We start from the raw sequence: 19,317 nt of genomic DNA on the forward strand, positions 1-19,317 counted from the left end.
GTGGGACGCACATTGTACGCACGTAGAACTCCATCGCTCTCCTCGCACGTGGCTCTTCCGGCGCTCGCCTTGCTCACGGCGGTCGCGGCGTTCATGGCAGCGGGCTGCGAGAGCGCGCCACCGGACGACCCCACCACCACCCAGCTCGGCAAGTGCTCGTGCGTCTGTCGCGTCGACTCGAGCGGCATGAGCGCGGCCTGGGGCGCCACCTTCGTGCCCTCACCCGAGAGCAAGGCGTGCATCGACGTGTGCGGCGCCTACGAGTCGCGGCTCGAGAATCGCTCGTGCCGGCCGGTGTTCACCGGGAGGTTCGAGGCCTCCGACACAAAGACGTCGTTCTCGAACGACTCCGACTACGACGGCGTCCCCGACTCTCAAGACCGCTGCCCGAACCAGGCCGGTCCCTCGCAGAACGGTGGCTGCCCGGTGACCGGCACCCCCGTGATCGTCGCCGACGGCGACCGCGACGGCGACGGCGTGATGGACTCCGCCGACAAGTGCCCCGACAAGGCGGAGACCAAGAACGGCTACGAGGACGATGACGGCTGCCCCGACGAGATCCCCGCCGACGTGGCGAGCTTCTCGGGCTCCATCGAGGGCGTGGTCTTCAAGACCGGCTCTCCCGCGCTCGACGCGAAGTCGTTCCCGGTGCTCGAGAAGGCCGCCGAGGTCTTCAAGAAGCACCCCGAGCTCCGCGTCGAGATCGGCGGCCACACCGACAACGTCGGAAACGACAAGACGAACACCACGCTCTCGCAGAAGCGCGCCGAGTCCGTGAAGGCCTGGTTCGTGGGCAAGGGCCTCGCGGCCAACCGCTTCGAGGCCAAGGGCTACGGGCCCAGCAAGCCGGTCGCCGAAAACACGACCCCCGAAGGCCGCGGAAAGAACCGCCGCGTCGAGTTCACGCTCATCAAGAAGTAGTCCGTCACTGGGGGTCGTCGGACCCCCCAGTGCGCGGCTCACGCGTTCCATGAGCCACCACGCGCGCCCCTCGCCAGCATTGCCCGCTTCGCCCATCGCGTCCGTAGCGACCACGCCGCTGATACAGTTGGTTCGCGAATCTCTGTGACAGGAGACTAGTCTCCTGGAAGCGTGATCCCTTCCAGAAGTCGCGCGGCTCGGCCTTTCGCCACAAGGGAGCGAGGGGGTGTCCCGTTTTCGGCGGCGGTGGGAGGATACTCATGTTCGAGGGTCGGCGTTCTCGCGCGGTCACACCCGAAACCACTGTCCCCTGAGCGCAAAGCGCGGCCTCCACCGCGCGGAACGACGTCCGAGTTGAGGACGGGCCCGCCGCCGCCGAAAACGGGGCACCCCCTCGCTCCTCGGAATGACACCGAAGACCCGACTTCTGATACGAACCACGACTCCAGGGGACTAGCTAGGGGACGCGCCATTTTCCAGCCCGGTCGGCGAAACCGTCTCGGAGGCCGGCTGCGATGTAGCGGAGGCGAGTCAGCTTGTTCTTCTTGAAGGCCGTCGTCAGCCCCACCTCGACGAGGATTCGCGCCGCGACTCCCAGGTAGTCGGTGGGCGCCGACTCCGTGCGGCGTGCGACCAGGATGAGATTTCGGGTCCCGTAGTACGCATACCACGCGGGCTTGTCCGCGATGACGACGGGGCGGCCCAAGGTCCGCGCGGCAAACTCGTAGTTGTCGTCGAAGTGCGTCCCCGGGACGAGCACCTGCTTCCATCCTTTGCGCTCGAGCAGCCACCCGTAGCCGAGGTCCTCCCAGCCCATCCATAGGTCGCCCCAGGGCAAGAGCCCCTCCCGCACCGGCTCCAAGCCATAGAGCGCCCCGTTGCTGCTCGCCCAGTAGACGTCGACGGGGCTCTCGGACTTCTCCAGACCGTTCCCCACGTGGATGGGCATGGGCAGCCTCATGATGCCCGTGAAGTCGTACCGATTGCGACCGCGCATGAAGCGCATCGGATAGGCGGCGCCCACCCGGTCGTGCGTCGCGACGAACGCGACGAGCTTGGTCACGGTGTCTCGATCCACGGTGCCGTCGTGGTTGACCGCGTAGACGTAGTCGAGCCCCTCCTCCGCCGCGATCTTCAGGCGGAGCGAGAGGTTTCCCGCCGAGCCCAGGTTCCTGTCGGAGTCCCGCAGAATGACGTTCGTGTAGCCGCGCTCCTTGATGTGCGCCGCGATCGCCCCGCTCCCCTGAGAGTCGACGATGATGATGGTACGGAAGAGATCGGCACACTCCTCTTGGACGCAGTCAAGCAGCGCGCAGACCACCGCGTCCTGCCTGAAGGTCGAGATCGCCAACCCAACCTGTGGCTCCTTCATGGAGTCCCTTGGAAGTAGGCGACGGTGCGCGCCAGGCCTTCGCGCAGGGCGACCCCCGGTGCGAACCCGGTCTCCTCCGTGAGGCGGGTGATGTTCGCCCGAATCGCCATGATGTCGTTGGGCCACGGATCGCACTGTTCGACAGGGAGTGGCGACGTCGCGAGCCGCTGGACCTCGTCGAGCAGCTGTCGGATGGACGCGTCTTTGCCTGTGCCGACGTTGTAGAGCGTGTCCTTGGACGTCTCCGACACGGCCAGCATCGACTCCACGACGTCGTCGACGTATACGAAGTCGCGGCTCTGCTTCCCGTCCCCGTAGAGCTTGACCCCCTGATTGTGCGCCGCCGCGTGGCTGAACTTGCACGTCACGTTGGCGTACGGGTGGCTCGGGCTCTGGCGCGGCCCGTAGACGTTGAAGAACCGCAGACAGACGTGGGTGTAGTCGAACAGGTCCTTGTACATCGCCAGCATGTACTCGCCGGTGAGCTTCGAGAGCGCGTACATCGTCTGAGGATTCGGCCGGGTCTGCTCGGTCATCTCGGGCACGGGCTGGTTCCCGTACACCGTGGAGCTCGACGCGAAGACGATGCGCGGCTTCTCGAGGTCTTTCGCCACCTCGAGCACCCGGGTGAGGCCGTCGATGTTGACCTTCACGTAGGCGTCGGGATCGTACAGCGAGTCGTACCCGCTGATGAGCGCTGCCAAGTGATAGATCCGCGTGGTGCCGGCGAGCTCACTCTTGATCGTCGACAGCTTCTCGATGGGCAGATCGATGATCTTCAGGTCCTTGGCGATGCCCGCCAAGTTGGCCCGGGATCCGGACGAAAAGTTGTCAACGACGGTGACATCGTGCCCCTGGGCTACCAGGCGATCGCAGAGGTGCGAACCGATGAAACCAGCGCCGCCGGTGACTAGAATGCGTGTCATGGCCTGTCCTTACTCAAATTCTTGATCGCTTGCGCCAGCATGGCCCGCCAGTCGGGGAGCTGGACCTGATAGTCATTCGCCAGAGCATCCCCACATAGTCCGGAGTAGGCAGGCCGTGAGGCCGGCGTGGGGTATTCGCTCGCGGGAATCGCCACGACCTCCGCCACCTTCAGGGGGTGGCCGTTCGACCTGGCCCCCTCGAAGATTCGCTCCGCGAAGTGGTGCCAGCTGCAGATACCACGTCCCGACAGGTGGTAGATGGCGGAGACGAAGCGCCCGTCGAGGCGCCGGGCGGTCGCCTTGGCGAGGATCTGCGCGGTGACGTCCGCGATGCTCGGCGCCCAGTTCGGCGTGCCGAGCTGGTCTGCCACGACCCGCAGGTGCTCCCTGTCCCGGCCGAGCCTCAGCATCGTCAGGAAGAAGTTGCTCCCGCGGTTCGCGTACACCCAAGAGGTTCGCAGGCAGAGGAACTCCGACCCTACCTGCGCGAGCGCCCGCTCGCCCGCGAGCTTGCTGCGGCCATAGGCGTTGATCGGGTGGGTCTCGGCGGACTCGACATAAGGGGCGACGCCGGTGCCGTCGAAGACGTAGTCGGTCGAGTAGTGCACCACGAGCGCCTTGTTCCGCCGCGCCCACCCGGCGAGCTCCCCGACGGCGTGGCCGTTCACCGTGGTCGCGAGCGCCTCGTCCGTCTCGGCCTTGTCGACGGCGGTGTACGCCGCCGCGTTGACGATGACGTCGGGCCGGAGCGTGTCGAGGGTCGGCTGAATGGACTCGGGCCGGCTCAGGTCGAGCTCCGGCTGGTCGACCGCGATGACCTCCCCGAGGGGCAGCAGCGACCGCGATAGCTCCCAGCCCACCTGCCCGCTCGCGCCCGTGACGAGGAACTTCATGGCGAGACCTCGCCTTTAGCTCGGGCACGCCATCGACCTTGGTTCGCCCCTTCGGGGCTCACTCTCACGTTCATGGATAGGTCTCGCAGTCCGCGAGCGCGACGCCTCGCCGGTCCTTGTCGGAGATGACGAGGTCTCCCTGGACGCCGCCGAGCGGCCAGTCGATGCCTAGCTGTGGGTCGCTCCACATGAGGGTCCGCTCCGACTGCGGATGGTAGTAGTCGGTGGTCTTGTAGAGAAAGTCTGCGCTGTCGGAGAGGACGAGGAAGCCGTGCGCGAAGCCCGCTGGCACCCACAGCTGAAGCCGGTTGTCGGCGCTGAGCTCGACGCCGAACGACTTCCCGAACGTCGGCGACGACGCGCGCATGTCGACCACCGCGTCGAAGACGCGGCCGCTCGTCACGCGGACGAGCTTTCCCTGCGCCTGTTGGAGTTGATAGTGGAGCCCGCGTAGCGTGCCGTGCGTGGAACGAGAGTGGTTGTCTTGGACGAACTCGAAGTCGCCGCCCGTCGCGTCGCGAAAAGCCTTCTGGTTGAAGCTCTCGAAGAAGAAGCCGCGGGCGTCGCCGAAGACGCGCGGCTCGAAGACCCGCACGTCGGGGATGGTGGTCGGTATCACTCGCATGGGTAGGGGCTCTCGACGAGTTGGCGAAGGTAGGTGCCGTAGCTGGTTTTTCCGAGCTCATGGGCGATGGAGAGCAGTTGCTCCGCGCTGAGCCACTTGTTGCGATACCCGATCTCCTCGAGGCACGCGATCTTCATGCCTTGACGCTTCTCGATGGTCTGCACGAAGGAAGAGGCCTCCATCAGCGAGTCGTGAGTTCCGGTGTCGAGCCAGGCGAAGCCTCGGCCGAGGAGCTCGACACGCAGCGTGCCTCGCCGCAGGTAGGCGTTGTTGACCTCGGTGATCTCGAGCTCACCCCGCGCCGAGGGCTTGATGCTGCGGGCGATGCCGACCACGTCGTTGTCGTAGAAGTAGAGGCCCGTGACGGCGACGTTCGACCGAGGCGCCGCGGGCTTCTCCTCGATGGACGTCACCTTTCCCTCGGCGTCGAAGTCGACCACGCCGAAGCGATGCGGGTCGGAGACGCGGTACCCGAAGACGGTGGCCCCCGACTCGCGCGCCGCGACGGCCCGCAGCTGCGAACCGAAGGACTGCCCGTAGAAGACGTTGTCGCCGAGCGCGAGGCAGACCGGGCTCTCGCCGATGAAAGAGCCGCCGATCAGGAACGCCTGAGCCAGGCCCTCCGGTCGAGGCTGCTCGGCATACGAGAGGGTAATACCAAAGGAGCCGCCGTCGCCGAGCAGGCGCCGGTACGCCGGCAGGTCCTCCGGCGTCGAGATCACCAAGATCTCGCGAATCCCGGAGAGCATCAGCACCGAGATTGGGTGGTAGATCATCGGCTTGTCGTAGACGGGCAAGAGTTGCTTCGAGACACCCTTGGTGATCGGGTGCAGGCGCGTCCCCGAGCCGCCGGCCAGCACGATGCCCTTGAACCGTGAATCGCTACTCATGCCGTGTCTCCTCGTGATGGGCGATCCCCATGCGTCCGAGCCGGTACTCGCCGTTCAGGACTCGCTGCCACCAGGGCTCGTTCTCGAGATACCACTGAACCGTCTTCCGCATCCCGGTCGCGAAGGTCTCCTCGGGGCGCCACCCGAGGTCGCGCTCGATCTTGCCGGCGTCGATGGCGTAGCGCTTGTCGTGACCCGGCCGGTCCGTCACGAAAGTGATGAGGTCTCGGTACGCGGCGACCGTGGCGAGCTTTCGCGCCGGCGCGAGCTCCTCCAGGAGATCGCAGATGGCGTGCACGACCTCCAGGTTGCGCAGCTCGTTGTGGCCACCAATGTTGTACGTGCTGCCGACGGCGCCGCGCTCCACGACCCGCGTGAGGGCGCGCGCGTGGTCGTCGACGTAGAGCCAGTCCCGCACCTGCTGGCCGTTGCCGTACACGGGCAGCGGCTTCCCCTTCAAGGCGTTCAGGATCATGTGCGGCACGAGCTTCTCGGGGAAGTGAAACGGGCCGTAGTTGTTCGAGCAATTGGAGACGACGGTAGGCAGCGCGAAGGTGCGGTGCCACGCGCGCACGAGGTGATCGCTCGCCGCCTTGGTCGCCGAGTACGGCGAGCTTGGCGCGTAGGGAGTGGCCTCGGTGAAGGGAGGGGCGCCTTCGTCCAGGTCGCCGTAGACCTCGTCGGTAGACACGTGGTGGAACCGAAACGAGGCCTTGGCGGCCGCGTCGAGGCCCTGCCAGTAGGCGCGTGCGGTCTCCAAGAGCGTGTAGGTGCCGACGACGTTGGTCTGGATGAACGCGCTGGGCCCCTCGATGGAGCGGTCCACGTGAGACTCGGCCGCGAGGTGCATGACCGCGTCGGGCCGGTGCTCGTGAAAGACCCGCTCGAGCTCCCGGCGATCCGTGATGTCGACCTTCTCGAAGCGATACCGAGCCGCGTCGGCGACGGACGCCAGCGAGTCGCGGTTGCCCGCGTACGTCAGACAGTCGACGTTCACGACGTCGTGGAGGGTGTTCGCGATGAGGTTGCGGACGACGGCACCGCCGATGAAGCCTGCGCCGCCAGTGACCAAGATCTTCATGTCCGTGATACTCGAAAGAGGGGAGCGAATGGATGGAGGGGCAGCGAGCCGCGTGTTGACTTCGGACCGGCGCGGGACGAGCCGTGGGGGGCTGGGCCCGCACGCTGGCGCGGCCGAGACGCTACAGGGAGCCTTCCTGGCCTCGTGGAGGTGGCGCCACCGGGCCCACGCCGTGGCTTGCGCGGAGGCTCAGGACGCCCGCGCGGGGGCGGCGCGCTGCGGCCCCGGAGACGCCGTGGCGCCGGGCGGCCGCGGTCCGCTCATCCGTCGGCCGCTCGCCGCGTGAGGCCCTCGGCCCGACGCCGCGGGCGTTCACCGCGAGATGCATCTCGTTGACCTCCTGCGTCGTGTCGTCTGTCGCTGCACGTTCCGGGCATAGTCGCACGATCGGGCCGCCCGAGCGGACGAAATTCTGGCCGAACGGCCCCTCCTGGCTCCGTCCGGCGAGCGCGCGGTGCTATCCGGCGACGCGCAGCACTTCCCGCAGCGAGGTGCTCCCCTGCCGCGCTAGCTGCAGCCCCGCGTGGACGAGCGGCACCATGCCCCCCGCGATCGCGGCGGCGTGGATATGTGCGGTGGGCACCTTGGTGTTCATGAGCTCCCGCACCTCGTCGGTCACCTCGAGCATCTCGAAGAAGGCGAGGCGGCCCGCGTAGCCGGTGTGGTCGCAGTGCTCGCAGCCCGGGGCGGTGAAGAACCCCTCCGCGGGTTCCCCGAGGCGGTCGAGCTGGTTGGTCTCGTCCGCCGTGCAGGGCGTGGGCCTTCGGCAATGCTCGCACAGGGCGCGAACGAGCCGCTGGGACACGCTCGCCAACGACGCCGACGCGAGCAGGAAGGGCTCCACGCCCATCTCGATGAGGCGGTTGAACGCGCCGGCGGCGGACTCCGCGTGCACCGTGGTGACGATCTGGTGGCCCGTCAGGCCCGCCTGCACGGCGATGTGCGCGGTCTCGGCGTCGCGGATCTCGCCCACCATGATCACGTTCGGATCCTGGCGAAGGATGGAGCGCAGCCCCGCGGCGAACGTAAGCCCCACCTGGTTGTTCACCTGGGTCTGGGTGAGGAAAGGCACGTCGTACTCCACCGGATCCTCGATGGTGACGATCTGGGTGGTCTGCCGGCGGGACTCCTTGATGTGAGCGAGCGCGGCGTAGATGGTGGTCGTCTTGCCGCTGCCGGTCGGCCCCGTGAGAAAGATGATGCCTTGGGGCCGATCGCAGAGGGCGCGGAGCCGCCCGAGGAGCGGCTCCGGCATCCCGATATTGCCGAGGTCGGGGAGGGCGACCCCCACGTTGCCCAGGCGGAGCACCACGCGCTCGCCGTGGTTGGTGGGCAGCACCGAGACCCGGATGTCGGCGGTGCCCGCGCTGAGGTCGAGCACGAAGTGGCCGTCCTGGGGCCGATCGGTGTGAAAGATCGTGATGCGCGACAGCACCTTGAGGCGCGAGACGAGCTGCTTGTGCTGCTCGCGGGGGAAGCGCATCACCTCGGTGAGCACGCCGTGCACGCGGTAGGAAATGTCCGTGCCGCCCTCGAGGGGGTGGAGGTGCACGTCGGAGGCCCGGACGCGCACCGCGCCGCGGAGGAGCGCGTCGACGAAGGCGATCATGTCGGGCTGCGGGGCCTGCATGATGCTGGCGAGCTCTCGGCGGAGCAGCTCGAGCTCTTGCGGCGCGTCGGCGCTGGGCATGTCCGCGGTCTGCGGGCGCCTCGGCGCCGGGGCCGCGGCCGCCTTCGGGCCCCAGAGGTGCTGGAAGACCCCGAACGAGAGCAGGCAGAGACCGCCCACCTTGAGCACGGGCCCCACCACGTCGGCGATCGCGGTCGCGGCGAAAGCGAGGCCGAGCGGGCCGGCGAGGAGGCCAGCGCCGAGTGAGGTGAGCCCCGAGACGACCCATGGGATGACTCGCGGACCGGAGGGGGCTTCGCTTCGTGACGTCACGAACGCGAGGCTACGCGCATCCACGCTCCGCGTCTCGCGGTGACTCACTCGCGCGGCGCTTCCCCTCGCGCGGCGATCGCGGCACACTCGCGCCCATGTCCTCGATCGTCCTCCACGGCTACTGGCGCTCGTCCTGCTCCTACCGTGTCCGCATCGCCCTCGGGGCCAAGGGCCTCGACTACGCGACGCACCCGGTGAACCTGCTGACCGGCGCGCAGTTGCATGCAGACTACACAAGCGTCTCGCCCACTGGCTACGTCCCCACGCTGGAGCTCGGCGGCGAGGCGTTCATCGAATCGATGGCCATCCTCGAGCTGCTCGAGGAGCTGCACGCCGAGCCGGCGCTCTTGCCGAAGACCCCCACGGAGCGTGCGCGCGTCCGGGCGCTCTGCGAGATCATCAACGCGGGCGTTCAACCGCTGCAGAACCTGAACGTTCTCCGTCGCGTCTCCGAGGACGCCGCGGCGCAGAAGGAGTGGATGGTCCACTTCATCGGCAAGGGGCTCCGCGCCTTCGAGCACCGACTCGAGCAGCTCGAGACCCACGGCGTTCGCGGGCCGTTCGTATACGGCGAGCGGTTCGGGATGGCCGACTGTCTCCTCGTGCCTCAGGTGTACGCCGCGCGTCGGCAGGGCGTTGATCTTGGCCCCATGGCGCGCGTCGTGCGCGCCGCGGAGGCCGCGGGGGAGCTCGCGTTCGTGAAGGCGGCCCATCCGGACAAGCAGCCCGACGCGGTGCTCTGACCGACGGGGCTGAGAGCGCGCGGAGCCACGGGGGCCGCGCCCTGGAGTCTCACACGGAACCCAGGCCACTCCCACGATGCACCACCCTCGACTGGACAGCGGGCTGCGTCGCGCTCGACGACGACGAGATCGTCGCGCTCGCCGCGCGGGTGCCGGACGGGACGCCGGTCGACATCGAGGACTGAGCCCCCGGTCCAGCGCGAGGTCGGGCGCGCGGTGAGCTTCGATCGGTCCGAGAAGTCCCGGTTCCTTCCGCGCGGTCCACGGACTAGCCTTGGCGTGTGCTGCCGCGTCAGGTCGAGGACAAGCTCGCGGCCCTGCCGACGACGCCCGGGGTCTACCTGTTCAAGGACGAGGGCGGCGTCGTCGTCTACGTGGGCAAGGCGAAGAGCCTCCGCGCCCGCGTGCGGTCTTACTTCCATGCGAGCACCTCGGACACGCGCTACTTCGTGCCCCTGTTGCACGGCGTGGTGGCCGACCTCGAGACCCTGGTCACGCAGTCCGAGAAGGAGGCGGCGATCCTCGAGAACCTCCTCATCAAGCAGCATCGGCCGCGCTTCAACATCAAGCTGCGCGACGACAAGGAGTACCCCTCGCTCCGGCTCGAGCCGCGCGCCGAGTGGCCCCGGCTCACCGTCGTGCGCACCCCCGCCGCCGACGGCGCGCGCTACTTCGGGCCGTACCATTCGGCCACCGCCGCGAGGCGCACGCTCCACCTCGTCAACAAACACTTCCAGCTCCGCACGTGCACCGACGCCGACCTCGGCTCGCGGCGCCGGCCGTGCCTCCAGCACCAGATCAAGCGCTGCCCGGCGCCGTGCGTGTTCGAGGTGGACCGCGCGTTCTACGCGGAGCAGGTGCGCGCCGTGGCGCTCTTCCTGGAGGGGCGCCACGACGAGCTCTCGAGCGAGCTCCAGCAGCGCATGGGCGAGGCGGCCGCCGCGATGAGCTTCGAGCTCGCCGCCGTGTACCGCGACCAGCTCCACGCGATCTCCAAGGTGCGTGAGGAGCAGCGGGTGGTCACGGTCGAGCGCGGCGCGCGCGACGTGCTCGGGCTCTACCGCGAGGGCGACCTCGTCGAGCTCGCGCTGCTCCACGTCCGCGACGGCAAGCTCGCGGGGGTGGCGACCTTCAGCGTACGCGGCGCGGAGGTGCCGGACGAAGAGGTCGTCGCGGCGTTCCTCTCGCAGCACTACTCGCGCCACGACCGGCGAGACGCCGAGGCGCCGAAGGTGCGTCGCCCGGAGGGCGCGCGCGAGCCTGAGATTGCGGAGGCCAGCGCGGTGCCGGAGGAGATCCTGGTGGGCGCCCTCCCAGACGCCGCCGAGGGCATCGCCGACTGGCTCGGCGAGCGCGCTGGCAAAGCGGTGCGGCTCCATCACCCGCAGCGCGGACCGAAGGCGGCTTTGCTCGCTCTCGCCGACGAAAACGCGCGCCACGCCTTCGCCGAGAAGCGCCGCGCCTCCGACGACGTGAGCGAGCGCCTCGCCCAGCTCCAGAAGCGCCTGCGCTTGCCGCAGCTCCCGCGGCGCATCGAGTGCTGCGACATCTCCCACCTCGGTGGCGGCGACACGGTCGGCGCCGTGGTCGCGATGGCGGACGGTGAGCCGGACAAGGCCCGGTACCGCACCTACCACGTGCGCACGGTGGGCGCGGCCTCGGGCGGCGCGGGCGCTCTGGGGGACGACTACGGCGCCATGTACGAGGTGCTGGCGCGTCGCTTCCGCCGCGGGCTCGCCGCGAGGGGGAGATCTGCGGAACCCGTGGAGCCCTCCGAGGCGACGGAGCCCGCGGAGCCTGGCGAGGTGCACGAGGGCGCGGGCGCGTGGGACCTGCCCGACCTCTTCGTGGTCGACGGTGGGCGCGGACAGCTGGCCGTGGCGCTCTCGGCCGCGCGCGACCTGGGTCTCCACGATCTCCCGATCGTCGCGCTCGCGAAGGAGAAGGAGAACGTTCTCGGGGATACCCTCGTCGATCGCGTGTACCTCCCGGGTCAGAAGAACCCGATCGCCCTGCGGAGCCACTCGGGCTCCCTCTTTTTCCTCGCCCGCCTGCGCGACGAAGCGCACCGCTTCTCCAACCGAGGTCGCGAGAAGCTCGGCACGTCGCGCCGCATGCGCGGGGCCCTCGACGGCGTCCGCGGTCTTGGCAAGACCACGAGCGCCGCGCTGCTCCGAGGGCTCGGCACCCTCAGCGCGGTGCGAGCGGCCTCCGACGAAGAGCTGCTCGCCGTCCCGGGCGTCAACCGGCGCCACGTGGCGGCGCTCCGCGCGCACTTCCGGGGCGAGCCCTCGCCTGAGCCAACGGAGTTGAAAAAATAGCCAACTTGGTTGGCGTTCCGCGGTTGAGCCCTCATCGCGAGAGCCCCTTCAGCCCTCACCTGTCCCAAATTGCGTCGCGGGCGCGGTGGCCCGGTTCGTGCTTCAGTATTCGAGAGGGAGGGCGCCGGTGCCACCACTGAACGGCTCGCGTGGCGAGCGTTGACACGGCGGGCCGGCCTCCGATAAGGTTCTCGCGATTTTCTGCGTTTTTCTCGGTGAAAGCGCCAAGGAGCGTCCCGATGGGTTTGATCAAGCTCGGTAAGTTCGTGTTGGTGGGCGGTGCGGTGACGGCGCTGGGCGCGGGCTGCCTCTCGCGCCCCGTGTCGCAGCAGGAGCCCACCACGAAGGTGAGCTTCACGACGACGGTCAAGCAGGCGGCCGTCGACAAGATCGACCTCCTCTTGGTCATCGACAACTCGCGCTCCATGGGCGACAAGCAGGCCATCCTGAGCGAGGCCGTCCCCGACCTCATCAACAGCCTCGTGACCCCGAACTGCGTCGACGACGACGGCAAGCCCACGGGCGACCGCGCCGATCCCGCCGCCGAAGAGGGCAAGGAGTGCAAGACGGGCAAGGCGGAGTTCAAGCCCATCGTCGACATCCACGTCGGCGTGGTCTCGTCGGCCATGGGCGGCTTCGGCTCCGACTCCTGCGCCGACTCGCAGAACCCGACCGACGCCACGCTGAACTCGCACAACGACGACAAGGGGCAGCTCCTGAACCGCTCCGGCGCGAAGGAGACCGCGATCGCCAACGCGTCGCCCTCGAACTTCCTCTCCTGGTTCCCGGGAGTGAAGCGCAACGAGGCCAAGCAGCCGTCGGCTGGCTCGACGCCGTACACGACCCTGGCCGACTTCAACAGCGCCTTTGCCGGTCTCATCGGCGGCGTGAAGGAGTACGGCTGCGGCTTCGAGGCCAGCCTCGAGAGCTGGTACCACTTCCTGGTCCAGCCCGACCCCTACGCGAAGATCGTGCGTGAGGCGAACGCGGCCCGCTACGACGGCGTCGACGAGACCATCCTCCGGCAGCGCGCCGATTTCCTCCGCTCCGACTCGCTCGTCGCGATCGTCATGCTCACCGACGAGGACGACTCGGCGGTCGACCCGCTCGCCCTGGGCGGCCAGGGCTGGGCGTTCATGAACACGGCGTTCCCGGCCTCGGTCGGCGTCGCCGGCGCGCAGCGCGAGCCCAACCGTGGCGGCTCCACCGCGCCGAAGGGCACCTCGGCGTGCGACGCCGATCCCGGCAGCGCCGACTGCACCTCCTGCGGCTTCAAGAACGACCCCAAGGTCCAGGCCGACGCGAAGTGCAAGGACAACGACGGCTTCTATGGCAAGGGCGACGACGACATGAACGTGCGCTTCCACAAGATGAAGCAGCGCTTCGGTGTCGACCCGCAGTACCCCATCAAGCGTTACGTCGACGGCCTCACCAAGACCCAGATCCCCGACCGGGTGACCGAGCACGACGCGAACGGCAACTACATCGGGCAGGGCAAGTGCCGTAACCCGCTGTTCTCCAAGAACCTGCCGAAGGCCGGCGGCGACGCCGACGCCCTCTGCAACCTCGAGAAGGGGCCGCGCGCCCGACCTCGTGTTCTTCGCGGTCGTCGGGGGTGTCCCGCAGGACCTCATCCACTTCGACGCGAGCAACGTCGAGAAGAGCAAGGTCACCGAGGAAGACTGGGTCAAGATCATCGGTCGCGATCCCGACAAGTACAACCTCGAGGGCATGGACGCGCGCATGGACCAGTCGGTCAAGCCGCGCAACGGCCGGCCCGCGCCGAGCGCGACGCCGGGCACGAACTTCGACGGCAAGGAGCTGCGCGACTGGGACACGAAGGGCCAAGACCTCCAGTACGCCTGCACCTTCCCCCTCGCGGCCCCCGTGCAGTGCGGCGCCACGAACAAGGAGACCTGCGACTGCGACGGCACGAAGAACCCGCCGCTCTGCTCCGCCGCGACCACGCAGAGCCGCGCGAAGGCGTACCCCACGCAGCGTCAGTTCCGTGTCGTCCACGCGCTGAAGGACCAGGGCATCATCAGCTCGCTCTGCCCGCTCACCACGGGCGAGGGCGCGGCCGAGAAGCAGGAGGCCAAGGACGTCGACGGCAAGCCCAACCCGCGCTACGGCTACCGGCCCGCGGTCAAGTCGATCGTCGACCGCCTGAAGAACGCGCTCGCCAACCAGTGCCTCCCGCAGAAGCTCACGCGTGACGACAAGGGGCAGGTCTCCTGCCTCATCCTCGAGACGCTCCCCAACAAGGGCGACAAGTGCGCGGCGTACGGCTTGACGGATCCGGCTCCCGAAATCCTCGAGAAGTTCCGCGAGAAGCAGAAGGAGCAGAAGGCGGACACGACTCTCACTGTGTGCCAGGCCAACCAGATCGTGAAGAAGCCGGGCGAGACCTGCTCGCGCGACACGGCGGCGGGGTGGTGCTACGTCGAGAACACCGACACCGTGAAGGTCATCGGCGCCTGCTCTCAGGCGATCGTGTTCTCGCCGACGGGTAACCCGCCGGTGGGTGCGCTCACCGACCTGCAGTGCATCCAGCAGTTCGGCGGCGCGAGCGCCGCTCCCGACGGCGGCAAGTAGCCCGAAGGGGTGGGAGAGAGGAGGGCGCGTGGGCTCCGGCTCGCGCGCCCTCTCTCGTGTCCAACTCCTGCCCGGCCGTGCCCCGCTGGGCGGCCGAACGAGGCCTTTCGGGCTCGCAATTTGGCGAGCTCTGGCGGAGAATCTAGCGGCGTGAGCCAAGCGCTGCCAAGCAACGCCAAGAAGACCATCCTCATCATCGAGGACGAGCCTCACATCGTGATGGGGCTCCGCGACGCGCTCGAGTTCGAGGGGTTTCGCGTGCTTGCCTCGGGGACGGGCCGCGAGGGGGTGCACCTCGCGCGGTCCGGCGCGCCAGACGCGATCATCCTCGACCTGATGCTGCCCGACATGAACGGCTACGCGGTCTGCGAGGAGATCCGCCGCGCGTCGCCGGTGGTGCCCATCGTGATGCTCACGGCGCGCTCGCAGGAGACCGACAAGATCCGCGGCCTCGACTCCGGCGCCGACGACTACGTCACGAAGCCGTTCAGCGTGAATGAGCTCATCGCGCGCATCCGGGCCATCTTTCGTCGCGCGGCGCGCCCGGGGGCGGCGCCCGATCTCCTCGAGATCGGCGAGGCGAAGGTCAACCTCGGCGCCCACACGCTGCGGGCCTTCGGGGACGACCACCAGCTCTCGTTCTACGAGGTCGAGCTCCTCAGGCTCCTGGCGGAGCGCGTGGGACAGGCGGTGAGCCGCGACGAGATCCTCCAGCGCATCTGGGGGCTCGACGCCCACCCGACCAACCGCACGGTCGACAACTTCATCGTGAAGCTACGAAAGAAGATTGAGCGCACGCCCGACAAGCCCGCCCACATCCTCACGGTCTACGGCTTCGGCTACAAGCTGGTGTTGGGCGCCATCTCGCCGTAGAGGCTAGTCTCCTGGAAGCGTGATCCCTTCCAGAAGTCGCGCGGCTCGGCCCTTCGCCACAAGGGAGCGAGGGGGTGTCCCGTTTTCGGCGGCGGTGGGAGGATACTCATGTTCGAGGGTCGGCGTTCTCGCGCGGTCACACCCGAAACCACTGTCCCCTGAGCGCAAAGCGCCGCCTCCACCGCGCGGAACGACGTCCGAGTTGAGGACGGGCCCGCCGCCGCCGAAAACGGGGCACCCCCTCGCTCCTCGGAATGACACCGAAGACCGGACTTCTGATACGAACCACGACTCCAGGGGACTAGCCAAGGCTTGGCGGCTTCAACGCCCTACGAAGACAAGCTCCAATCGCGCGTTGCGGGCCCGGCGCGCCGCATCGGTGGGCGCGACGACCGGGAGGCTCGCCCCCGGCGCGTCTCCACGGATGCGCTCCTTCGCGACGCCGCTCGACTCGAGGAGCCGAAGCGCGGCCTCCAAGCGCTTCCCGCTCGTCGCGGCGCTCGCGGGGTCGGCCTCGTGCACGACGACCTGAAGGGCTACGCCGGGGTGCGCGCGCGCGACGAGCGCAGCGGCCATGACGGCCTGCTTGCCGGCCTCGGTGAGCTCGGTGGCTTGGAAGGCGCCGCGGAGCGTGAGCATCGTGCCACGCTCGTCGCGGACGGGGCCGGGCGCGCCCCGCTGCGCCGCGGCAGCGGAGAGCTCGGAGAAGAGCAGATCGGGGTCGGGTGTCCCCGCGGTCTGGCCCGCCGCGCTCCCCGTGCGTCGCGCCTGCGTGAGCGCGGCGAGGCACGCGACGCGGGCCCTGGCGGCGGCGTCGATGGGCTCGCGGGGCGCCGCGGACGCGGAGACAGGGGCGGGCGGCTTGATGGTCTTCGGCGGCGGTCCCTTGGCGATGGCGGAGCCCGCCTCAGCCACGCGAGCCTCGGCCTCCGTGAGGGCGGCGGCGGGGTGCAGGGGGGACGGATCGAGCAGGTGCGCCGCGCCGCACAGCAGGCGCGCCTCGGCCAGCAGGGAGCTGGCGGCCCGGAGCCGAGCGGCGGCGCGGGCGGCGTCCGCCCCGGCGCTCTCCGCCGGGAGCGCGGCCTCACGCGCGATGAAGAGCTTCTTCTCGAGGTCGTCGACGTCGGCGTCCACCCGCGCGCGCTCCGCGCGCAGAGCCTTCAGCGCGCCATCGGCGGCGCCGGCGTCGGCCGAGGCCGTGGCCTCCTCCTGCTTCGCCCGGGCGAGCCGCGCCACCACGAACGCTCGCTGCATGGCGGCGACCGAGCGCAGGGCGTGGATCGCGGCGGTGGGCTCGTCGCCCTCGGTGACTGCGCGTCGTGCCGCCTCGAGCTCGAGCTGGGCCTCGGCGACGAATGTTGGCGCGAGCGGCCGGGCGCCCTCGGCGCGGCTCGCATAGAGCCCCTCGGCCGCGGTCACGTCGGCGACCCGTTGCGTCGACGTGCCACCGCAGGCGACGAGGTGCAGCGCGACCACGGCGGCCGCGAAGTGCGGGGAAATGCGGGCGAGGGTCACTTCTTGGCCCCCGTCGGCTTCGCGGGCGCTTTCGTCGGTGGGCGCTTCGGGGCGCCTGCATCGGCCTCGCGGGCGTCCTTCGCGACGGAGCTCGTGCGGTCGGGGCGCTTCGACTCGCCTTCGAGCGCCGCGAGCTGGGCTTTGAGCCGGCCTGTCTGACCTAGCCCCTCCTCCAGCGACGCGCGCTCGCGCTCCACCTGCGCGGAGGCGTCGAGGGCGTTGAGCCGTGCCGCGCGCGCCCGCTCCTCGGCCTTCGCCGCGCTGACCACGTCTCGCGCGGTCTCGGCCCACCGCCGCGCGAGGCCGTCGCACAGGCGCGCGCGGGTCTCGTCGCGCACCTCGCGGAGCCGCTCGGCTCGCGCGAGGGCCTCGTGGGCCCGGGCGAGGGGCTCGCGTGCCAACTCGGCGGAGGCGGGGGAGGCCTCGACCTCTCGCAGCGCGCTGAGCGCCAGCGCCCGATCGTCGTCCATCGCGAGCGCGTGCGCGCCCGCCGCGGCGACGAGGGCGACGCCCGCGACGAGGGTCGCCAGTCGCCGAAGGGCCCAGAACGAGCGACGCACCATGCCACTCCGTACTTCTCAGCGCAGGTGTCCGTCAAGCGCGGCGCGAAGGGGCGGCGACTTGACCCCCCGGGCGATGCCGTCGATACTCAATTTCGTAGTGAATTGCCCACCAGAAACGGCGCGACACGAAGAGAGCGGCGGCGGGCGCCGTCGCCGCGTCGCGTCGCCATGTGCGGCGCGCGTCGTTCGCGCGGCGGTGAGGGCCGAGCCGTGAGCGAACCCGCGCAGAGGAGCGACCTGCCGGAGGCGTCGCCTTCCATCTCGTTTGGCAAATACCAGCTCTTCGCGAGCCTGGGGCGGGGCGGCATGGCCGACGTGTTCCTGTCCGTCGCGCGCGGCCCGATGGGCTTCAACAAGCTCGCGGTCGTCAAGCGTCTGCGCGGCGCGCTGGCCGAGGAGCGCGCCTTCCTCGACATGTTCCTCGACGAGGCGAGGCTGGCGGCGCGCCTGAACCACCCCAACATCGTCCACACCTACGAGGTAGGCGAGCACAACCGCGCCTACTTCATCGCGATGGAGTACCTCGAAGGCCAGAGCCTGAACAAGGTGATCCGCGAGTCTCTCAAGCGCAAGGACCCCCTGCCGGAGGGCTTCTGCGCGCGCGTGGTGGCGGACGCCCTCAATGGCCTCGATCATGCCCACAAGCTGAAGGACTACGACGGCTCGCCCCTGTCGATCATCCACCGCGACGTCAGCCCCCACAACATTTTCGTCACCTACGACGGGCACACCAAGGTGGTCGATTTCGGCATCGCCAAGGCGGCGCTGTCGTCGACCCAGACCGAGGTCGGCGTCCTCAAGGGCAAGGTCGCCTACATGGCGCCCGAGCACGCGATGGGGGGCGCGATCGATCAGCGCGCGGACGTCTTCGCGATGGGGATCGTCCTCTGGGAGATGCTCGCGGGCGAGCGCCTCATGAGCGGCGACAGCGCCGCCAACACCCTTCACAAGCTCCTGAACGTCCCCATCCCTCGGGTCTCCGAGCGCCGCAGCGTCGACGTGGAGCTCGACGAGATCGTGGCGCGTGCGCTCCAGAAGAAGCCCGACGACCGCTGGGCGAGCGCCGGTGACATGCGGGACGCGCTCGAGGCGTTCCTCGCGCGCGCGCCCCACCGCCACGAGGACGTCGGGCGTCGGGTCGCCGGGATGTTCCAGCGGGTCCGCGAGGAGGCGCAGCGCCAGGTGCAGAAGCACATGGCCGTGCTTACCGCCGCGAGCAGCACCCAGGAGGTCCAGGCCCTCACCCTCGAGTCGCTCCGGCGCATGGAGCGCTCGGGCGCCAACGTGAGCGGCCACCTCCTCCGGCTCAACGAGAGCGGCAGCGGCATGGTGTCGAGCGCGCTCGCCTTCTCGGGCGGAGGCGGCACCTTCCCGAGCGGGCCTGCGCCCACCTACGCCCCTCCGCCCATCGCGCCCCCCCCGCCCCGCACGAGCCCTCTTCCGTGGGCGCTCGCGCTCGCGCTGCTCGGCGTGGTCGCGGTCGTCGCCGTCGTCGTCGCGTTTCGCGCCGGGACCCAGCGCCAGACCGTCCGCCCGGCGGAGCCCAGCGCCCTCCCCGAGCCCGGCGCGGTGGTCGCCGCCCCTGGCCCTTCGACGCCGCAGGCGACCAGTCCTTCGATCAACCCCACGGCGGTCCTCGTGGCCGGCGGGGCGACCCCCACACCGCCCCCGCCGGTTGCGCCGGCGATCGCGTCGTCCGCGCCTCCGGCGCCCACGCCACACGTCCCGACCGCGGGCTCCACGCGAGCCCCCGCGACCGCGAAGCCGGCTCCGGCGCCGAAGCCCACGGCGGTGGAGCCGGCCGTCGAGCCGGGGTACCTGAGCTTCGACACCTACCCGTGGACTCGGGTCTCCGACGGGGGCCGCGCGCTCGGCACCACGCCGCTCAATCGCGTCGCGCTCTCGCCGGGCACTCACACGCTCACACTCGAGAACCCCGAGCAGGGCATCTCGAAGACCCACGTCGTCGTCATCAAGAGTGGCGAGACGACGCGCGGGCGTCTTGGCTTGAAGTGACACGCCGGGCGACGTCACGCGCGCTCTCGCGCTATACTGCC

At 69.5% G+C, this 19,317-nt stretch carries 17 protein-coding genes; 6 read left to right on the top strand and 11 right to left on the bottom strand.

Annotated features, from left to right (window positions below):
- Positions 1 to 48: 48 nt before the first annotated feature.
- Positions 49 to 921, top strand: a complete 873-nt coding sequence (locus tag IPQ09_10105; GenBank protein MBL0194553.1) for an OmpA family protein — start codon at positions 49 to 51, stop codon at positions 919 to 921.
- A gap of 457 nt (positions 922 to 1,378) precedes the next feature.
- Here the strand turns inward: IPQ09_10105 and IPQ09_10110 are convergent, their stop codons facing one another.
- The 7 genes from IPQ09_10110 to IPQ09_10140 all read right to left on the bottom strand — a co-directional run bounded on the left by IPQ09_10110 (position 1,379) and on the right by IPQ09_10140 (position 8,398).
- Positions 1,379 to 2,293 (bottom strand): glycosyltransferase, encoded by a 915-nt coding sequence (locus tag IPQ09_10110; protein MBL0194554.1) that lies wholly within the window; start codon positions 2,291 to 2,293, stop codon positions 1,379 to 1,381.
- Entirely contained in the window at positions 2,290 to 3,219 is a 930-nt protein-coding gene (locus tag IPQ09_10115) for an NAD-dependent epimerase/dehydratase family protein (protein ID MBL0194555.1), read from the bottom strand. Before IPQ09_10115 ends, IPQ09_10110 begins: the two co-directional genes overlap by 4 nt.
- Positions 3,216 to 4,112 carry a dTDP-4-dehydrorhamnose reductase gene (gene rfbD, locus IPQ09_10120; protein ID MBL0194556.1) on the bottom strand — a complete coding sequence of 299 codons (897 nt, stop codon included), beginning with the start codon at positions 4,110 to 4,112 and terminating at the stop codon, positions 3,216 to 3,218. The genes IPQ09_10115 and rfbD overlap by 4 nt, the downstream gene beginning before the upstream one ends.
- 70 nt (positions 4,113 to 4,182) lie before the next feature.
- The gene (gene rfbC, locus IPQ09_10125) at positions 4,183 to 4,737 is read right to left on the bottom strand and encodes a dTDP-4-dehydrorhamnose 3,5-epimerase (protein ID MBL0194557.1); all 555 of its coding nucleotides are present in this window, start codon (positions 4,735 to 4,737) and stop codon (positions 4,183 to 4,185) included.
- Positions 4,728 to 5,627, bottom strand: coding sequence for a glucose-1-phosphate thymidylyltransferase RfbA (gene rfbA / locus IPQ09_10130; protein MBL0194558.1), 900 nt, complete (start codon positions 5,625 to 5,627; stop codon positions 4,728 to 4,730). Before rfbA ends, rfbC begins: the two co-directional genes overlap by 10 nt.
- Complete coding sequence (rfbB, locus tag IPQ09_10135) at positions 5,620 to 6,708, bottom strand: dTDP-glucose 4,6-dehydratase (protein MBL0194559.1); 1,089 nt, start codon at positions 6,706 to 6,708, stop codon at positions 5,620 to 5,622. The genes rfbA and rfbB overlap by 8 nt, the downstream gene beginning before the upstream one ends.
- Positions 6,709 to 7,165: 457 nt before the next feature.
- Complete coding sequence (locus tag IPQ09_10140; GenBank protein ID MBL0194560.1) at positions 7,166 to 8,398, bottom strand: type II/IV secretion system protein; 1,233 nt, start codon at positions 8,396 to 8,398, stop codon at positions 7,166 to 7,168.
- Positions 8,399 to 8,754: 356 nt separating this feature from the next.
- Between IPQ09_10140 and maiA the strand changes: the two genes are divergently transcribed.
- Positions 8,755 to 9,393 (top strand): maleylacetoacetate isomerase, encoded by a 639-nt coding sequence (gene maiA / locus IPQ09_10145; GenBank protein MBL0194561.1) that lies wholly within the window; start codon positions 8,755 to 8,757, stop codon positions 9,391 to 9,393.
- Between the two features lie 281 nt (positions 9,394 to 9,674).
- Positions 9,675 to 11,714 (top strand): excinuclease ABC subunit UvrC, encoded by a 2,040-nt coding sequence (uvrC, locus tag IPQ09_10150; protein ID MBL0194562.1) that lies wholly within the window; start codon positions 9,675 to 9,677, stop codon positions 11,712 to 11,714.
- 55 nt (positions 11,715 to 11,769) lie between these two features.
- On the opposite strand, the gene IPQ09_10155 is transcribed toward uvrC, so the two are convergent.
- Entirely contained in the window at positions 11,770 to 12,594 is an 825-nt protein-coding gene (locus tag IPQ09_10155) for a hypothetical protein (GenBank protein MBL0194563.1), read from the bottom strand.
- Between the two features lie 114 nt (positions 12,595 to 12,708).
- Positions 12,709 to 13,032 carry a hypothetical protein gene (locus IPQ09_10160; GenBank protein MBL0194564.1) on the bottom strand — a complete coding sequence of 108 codons (324 nt, stop codon included), beginning with the start codon at positions 13,030 to 13,032 and terminating at the stop codon, positions 12,709 to 12,711.
- A 275-nt stretch (positions 13,033 to 13,307) separates the two neighbouring features.
- Here IPQ09_10160 and IPQ09_10165 point away from each other — a divergent pair, with 275 nt between their 5' ends.
- Complete coding sequence (locus IPQ09_10165; protein ID MBL0194565.1) at positions 13,308 to 14,309, top strand: hypothetical protein; 1,002 nt, start codon at positions 13,308 to 13,310, stop codon at positions 14,307 to 14,309.
- A gap of 219 nt (positions 14,310 to 14,528) precedes the next feature.
- On the top strand, positions 14,529 to 15,182 hold the full coding sequence (locus IPQ09_10170; protein ID MBL0194566.1) for a response regulator transcription factor: 654 nt from the start codon (positions 14,529 to 14,531) through the stop codon (positions 15,180 to 15,182).
- A gap of 321 nt (positions 15,183 to 15,503) precedes the next feature.
- Here the strand turns inward: IPQ09_10170 and IPQ09_10175 are convergent, their stop codons facing one another.
- The gene (locus IPQ09_10175; protein MBL0194567.1) at positions 15,504 to 16,697 is read right to left on the bottom strand and encodes a hypothetical protein; all 1,194 of its coding nucleotides are present in this window, start codon (positions 16,695 to 16,697) and stop codon (positions 15,504 to 15,506) included.
- The gene (locus IPQ09_10180; GenBank protein MBL0194568.1) at positions 16,694 to 17,260 is read right to left on the bottom strand and encodes a hypothetical protein; all 567 of its coding nucleotides are present in this window, start codon (positions 17,258 to 17,260) and stop codon (positions 16,694 to 16,696) included. The genes IPQ09_10175 and IPQ09_10180 overlap by 4 nt, the downstream gene beginning before the upstream one ends.
- A 210-nt stretch (positions 17,261 to 17,470) precedes the next feature.
- Here IPQ09_10180 and IPQ09_10185 point away from each other — a divergent pair, with 210 nt between their 5' ends.
- Positions 17,471 to 19,276 carry a protein kinase gene (locus IPQ09_10185; protein MBL0194569.1) on the top strand — a complete coding sequence of 602 codons (1,806 nt, stop codon included), beginning with the start codon at positions 17,471 to 17,473 and terminating at the stop codon, positions 19,274 to 19,276.
- The last annotated feature ends 41 nt before the right edge of the window (positions 19,277 to 19,317 follow it).

Source organism: Myxococcales bacterium, assembly GCA_016720545.1.
Lineage (GTDB): Bacteria > Myxococcota_A > Polyangia > Polyangiales > Polyangiaceae > JAAFHV01.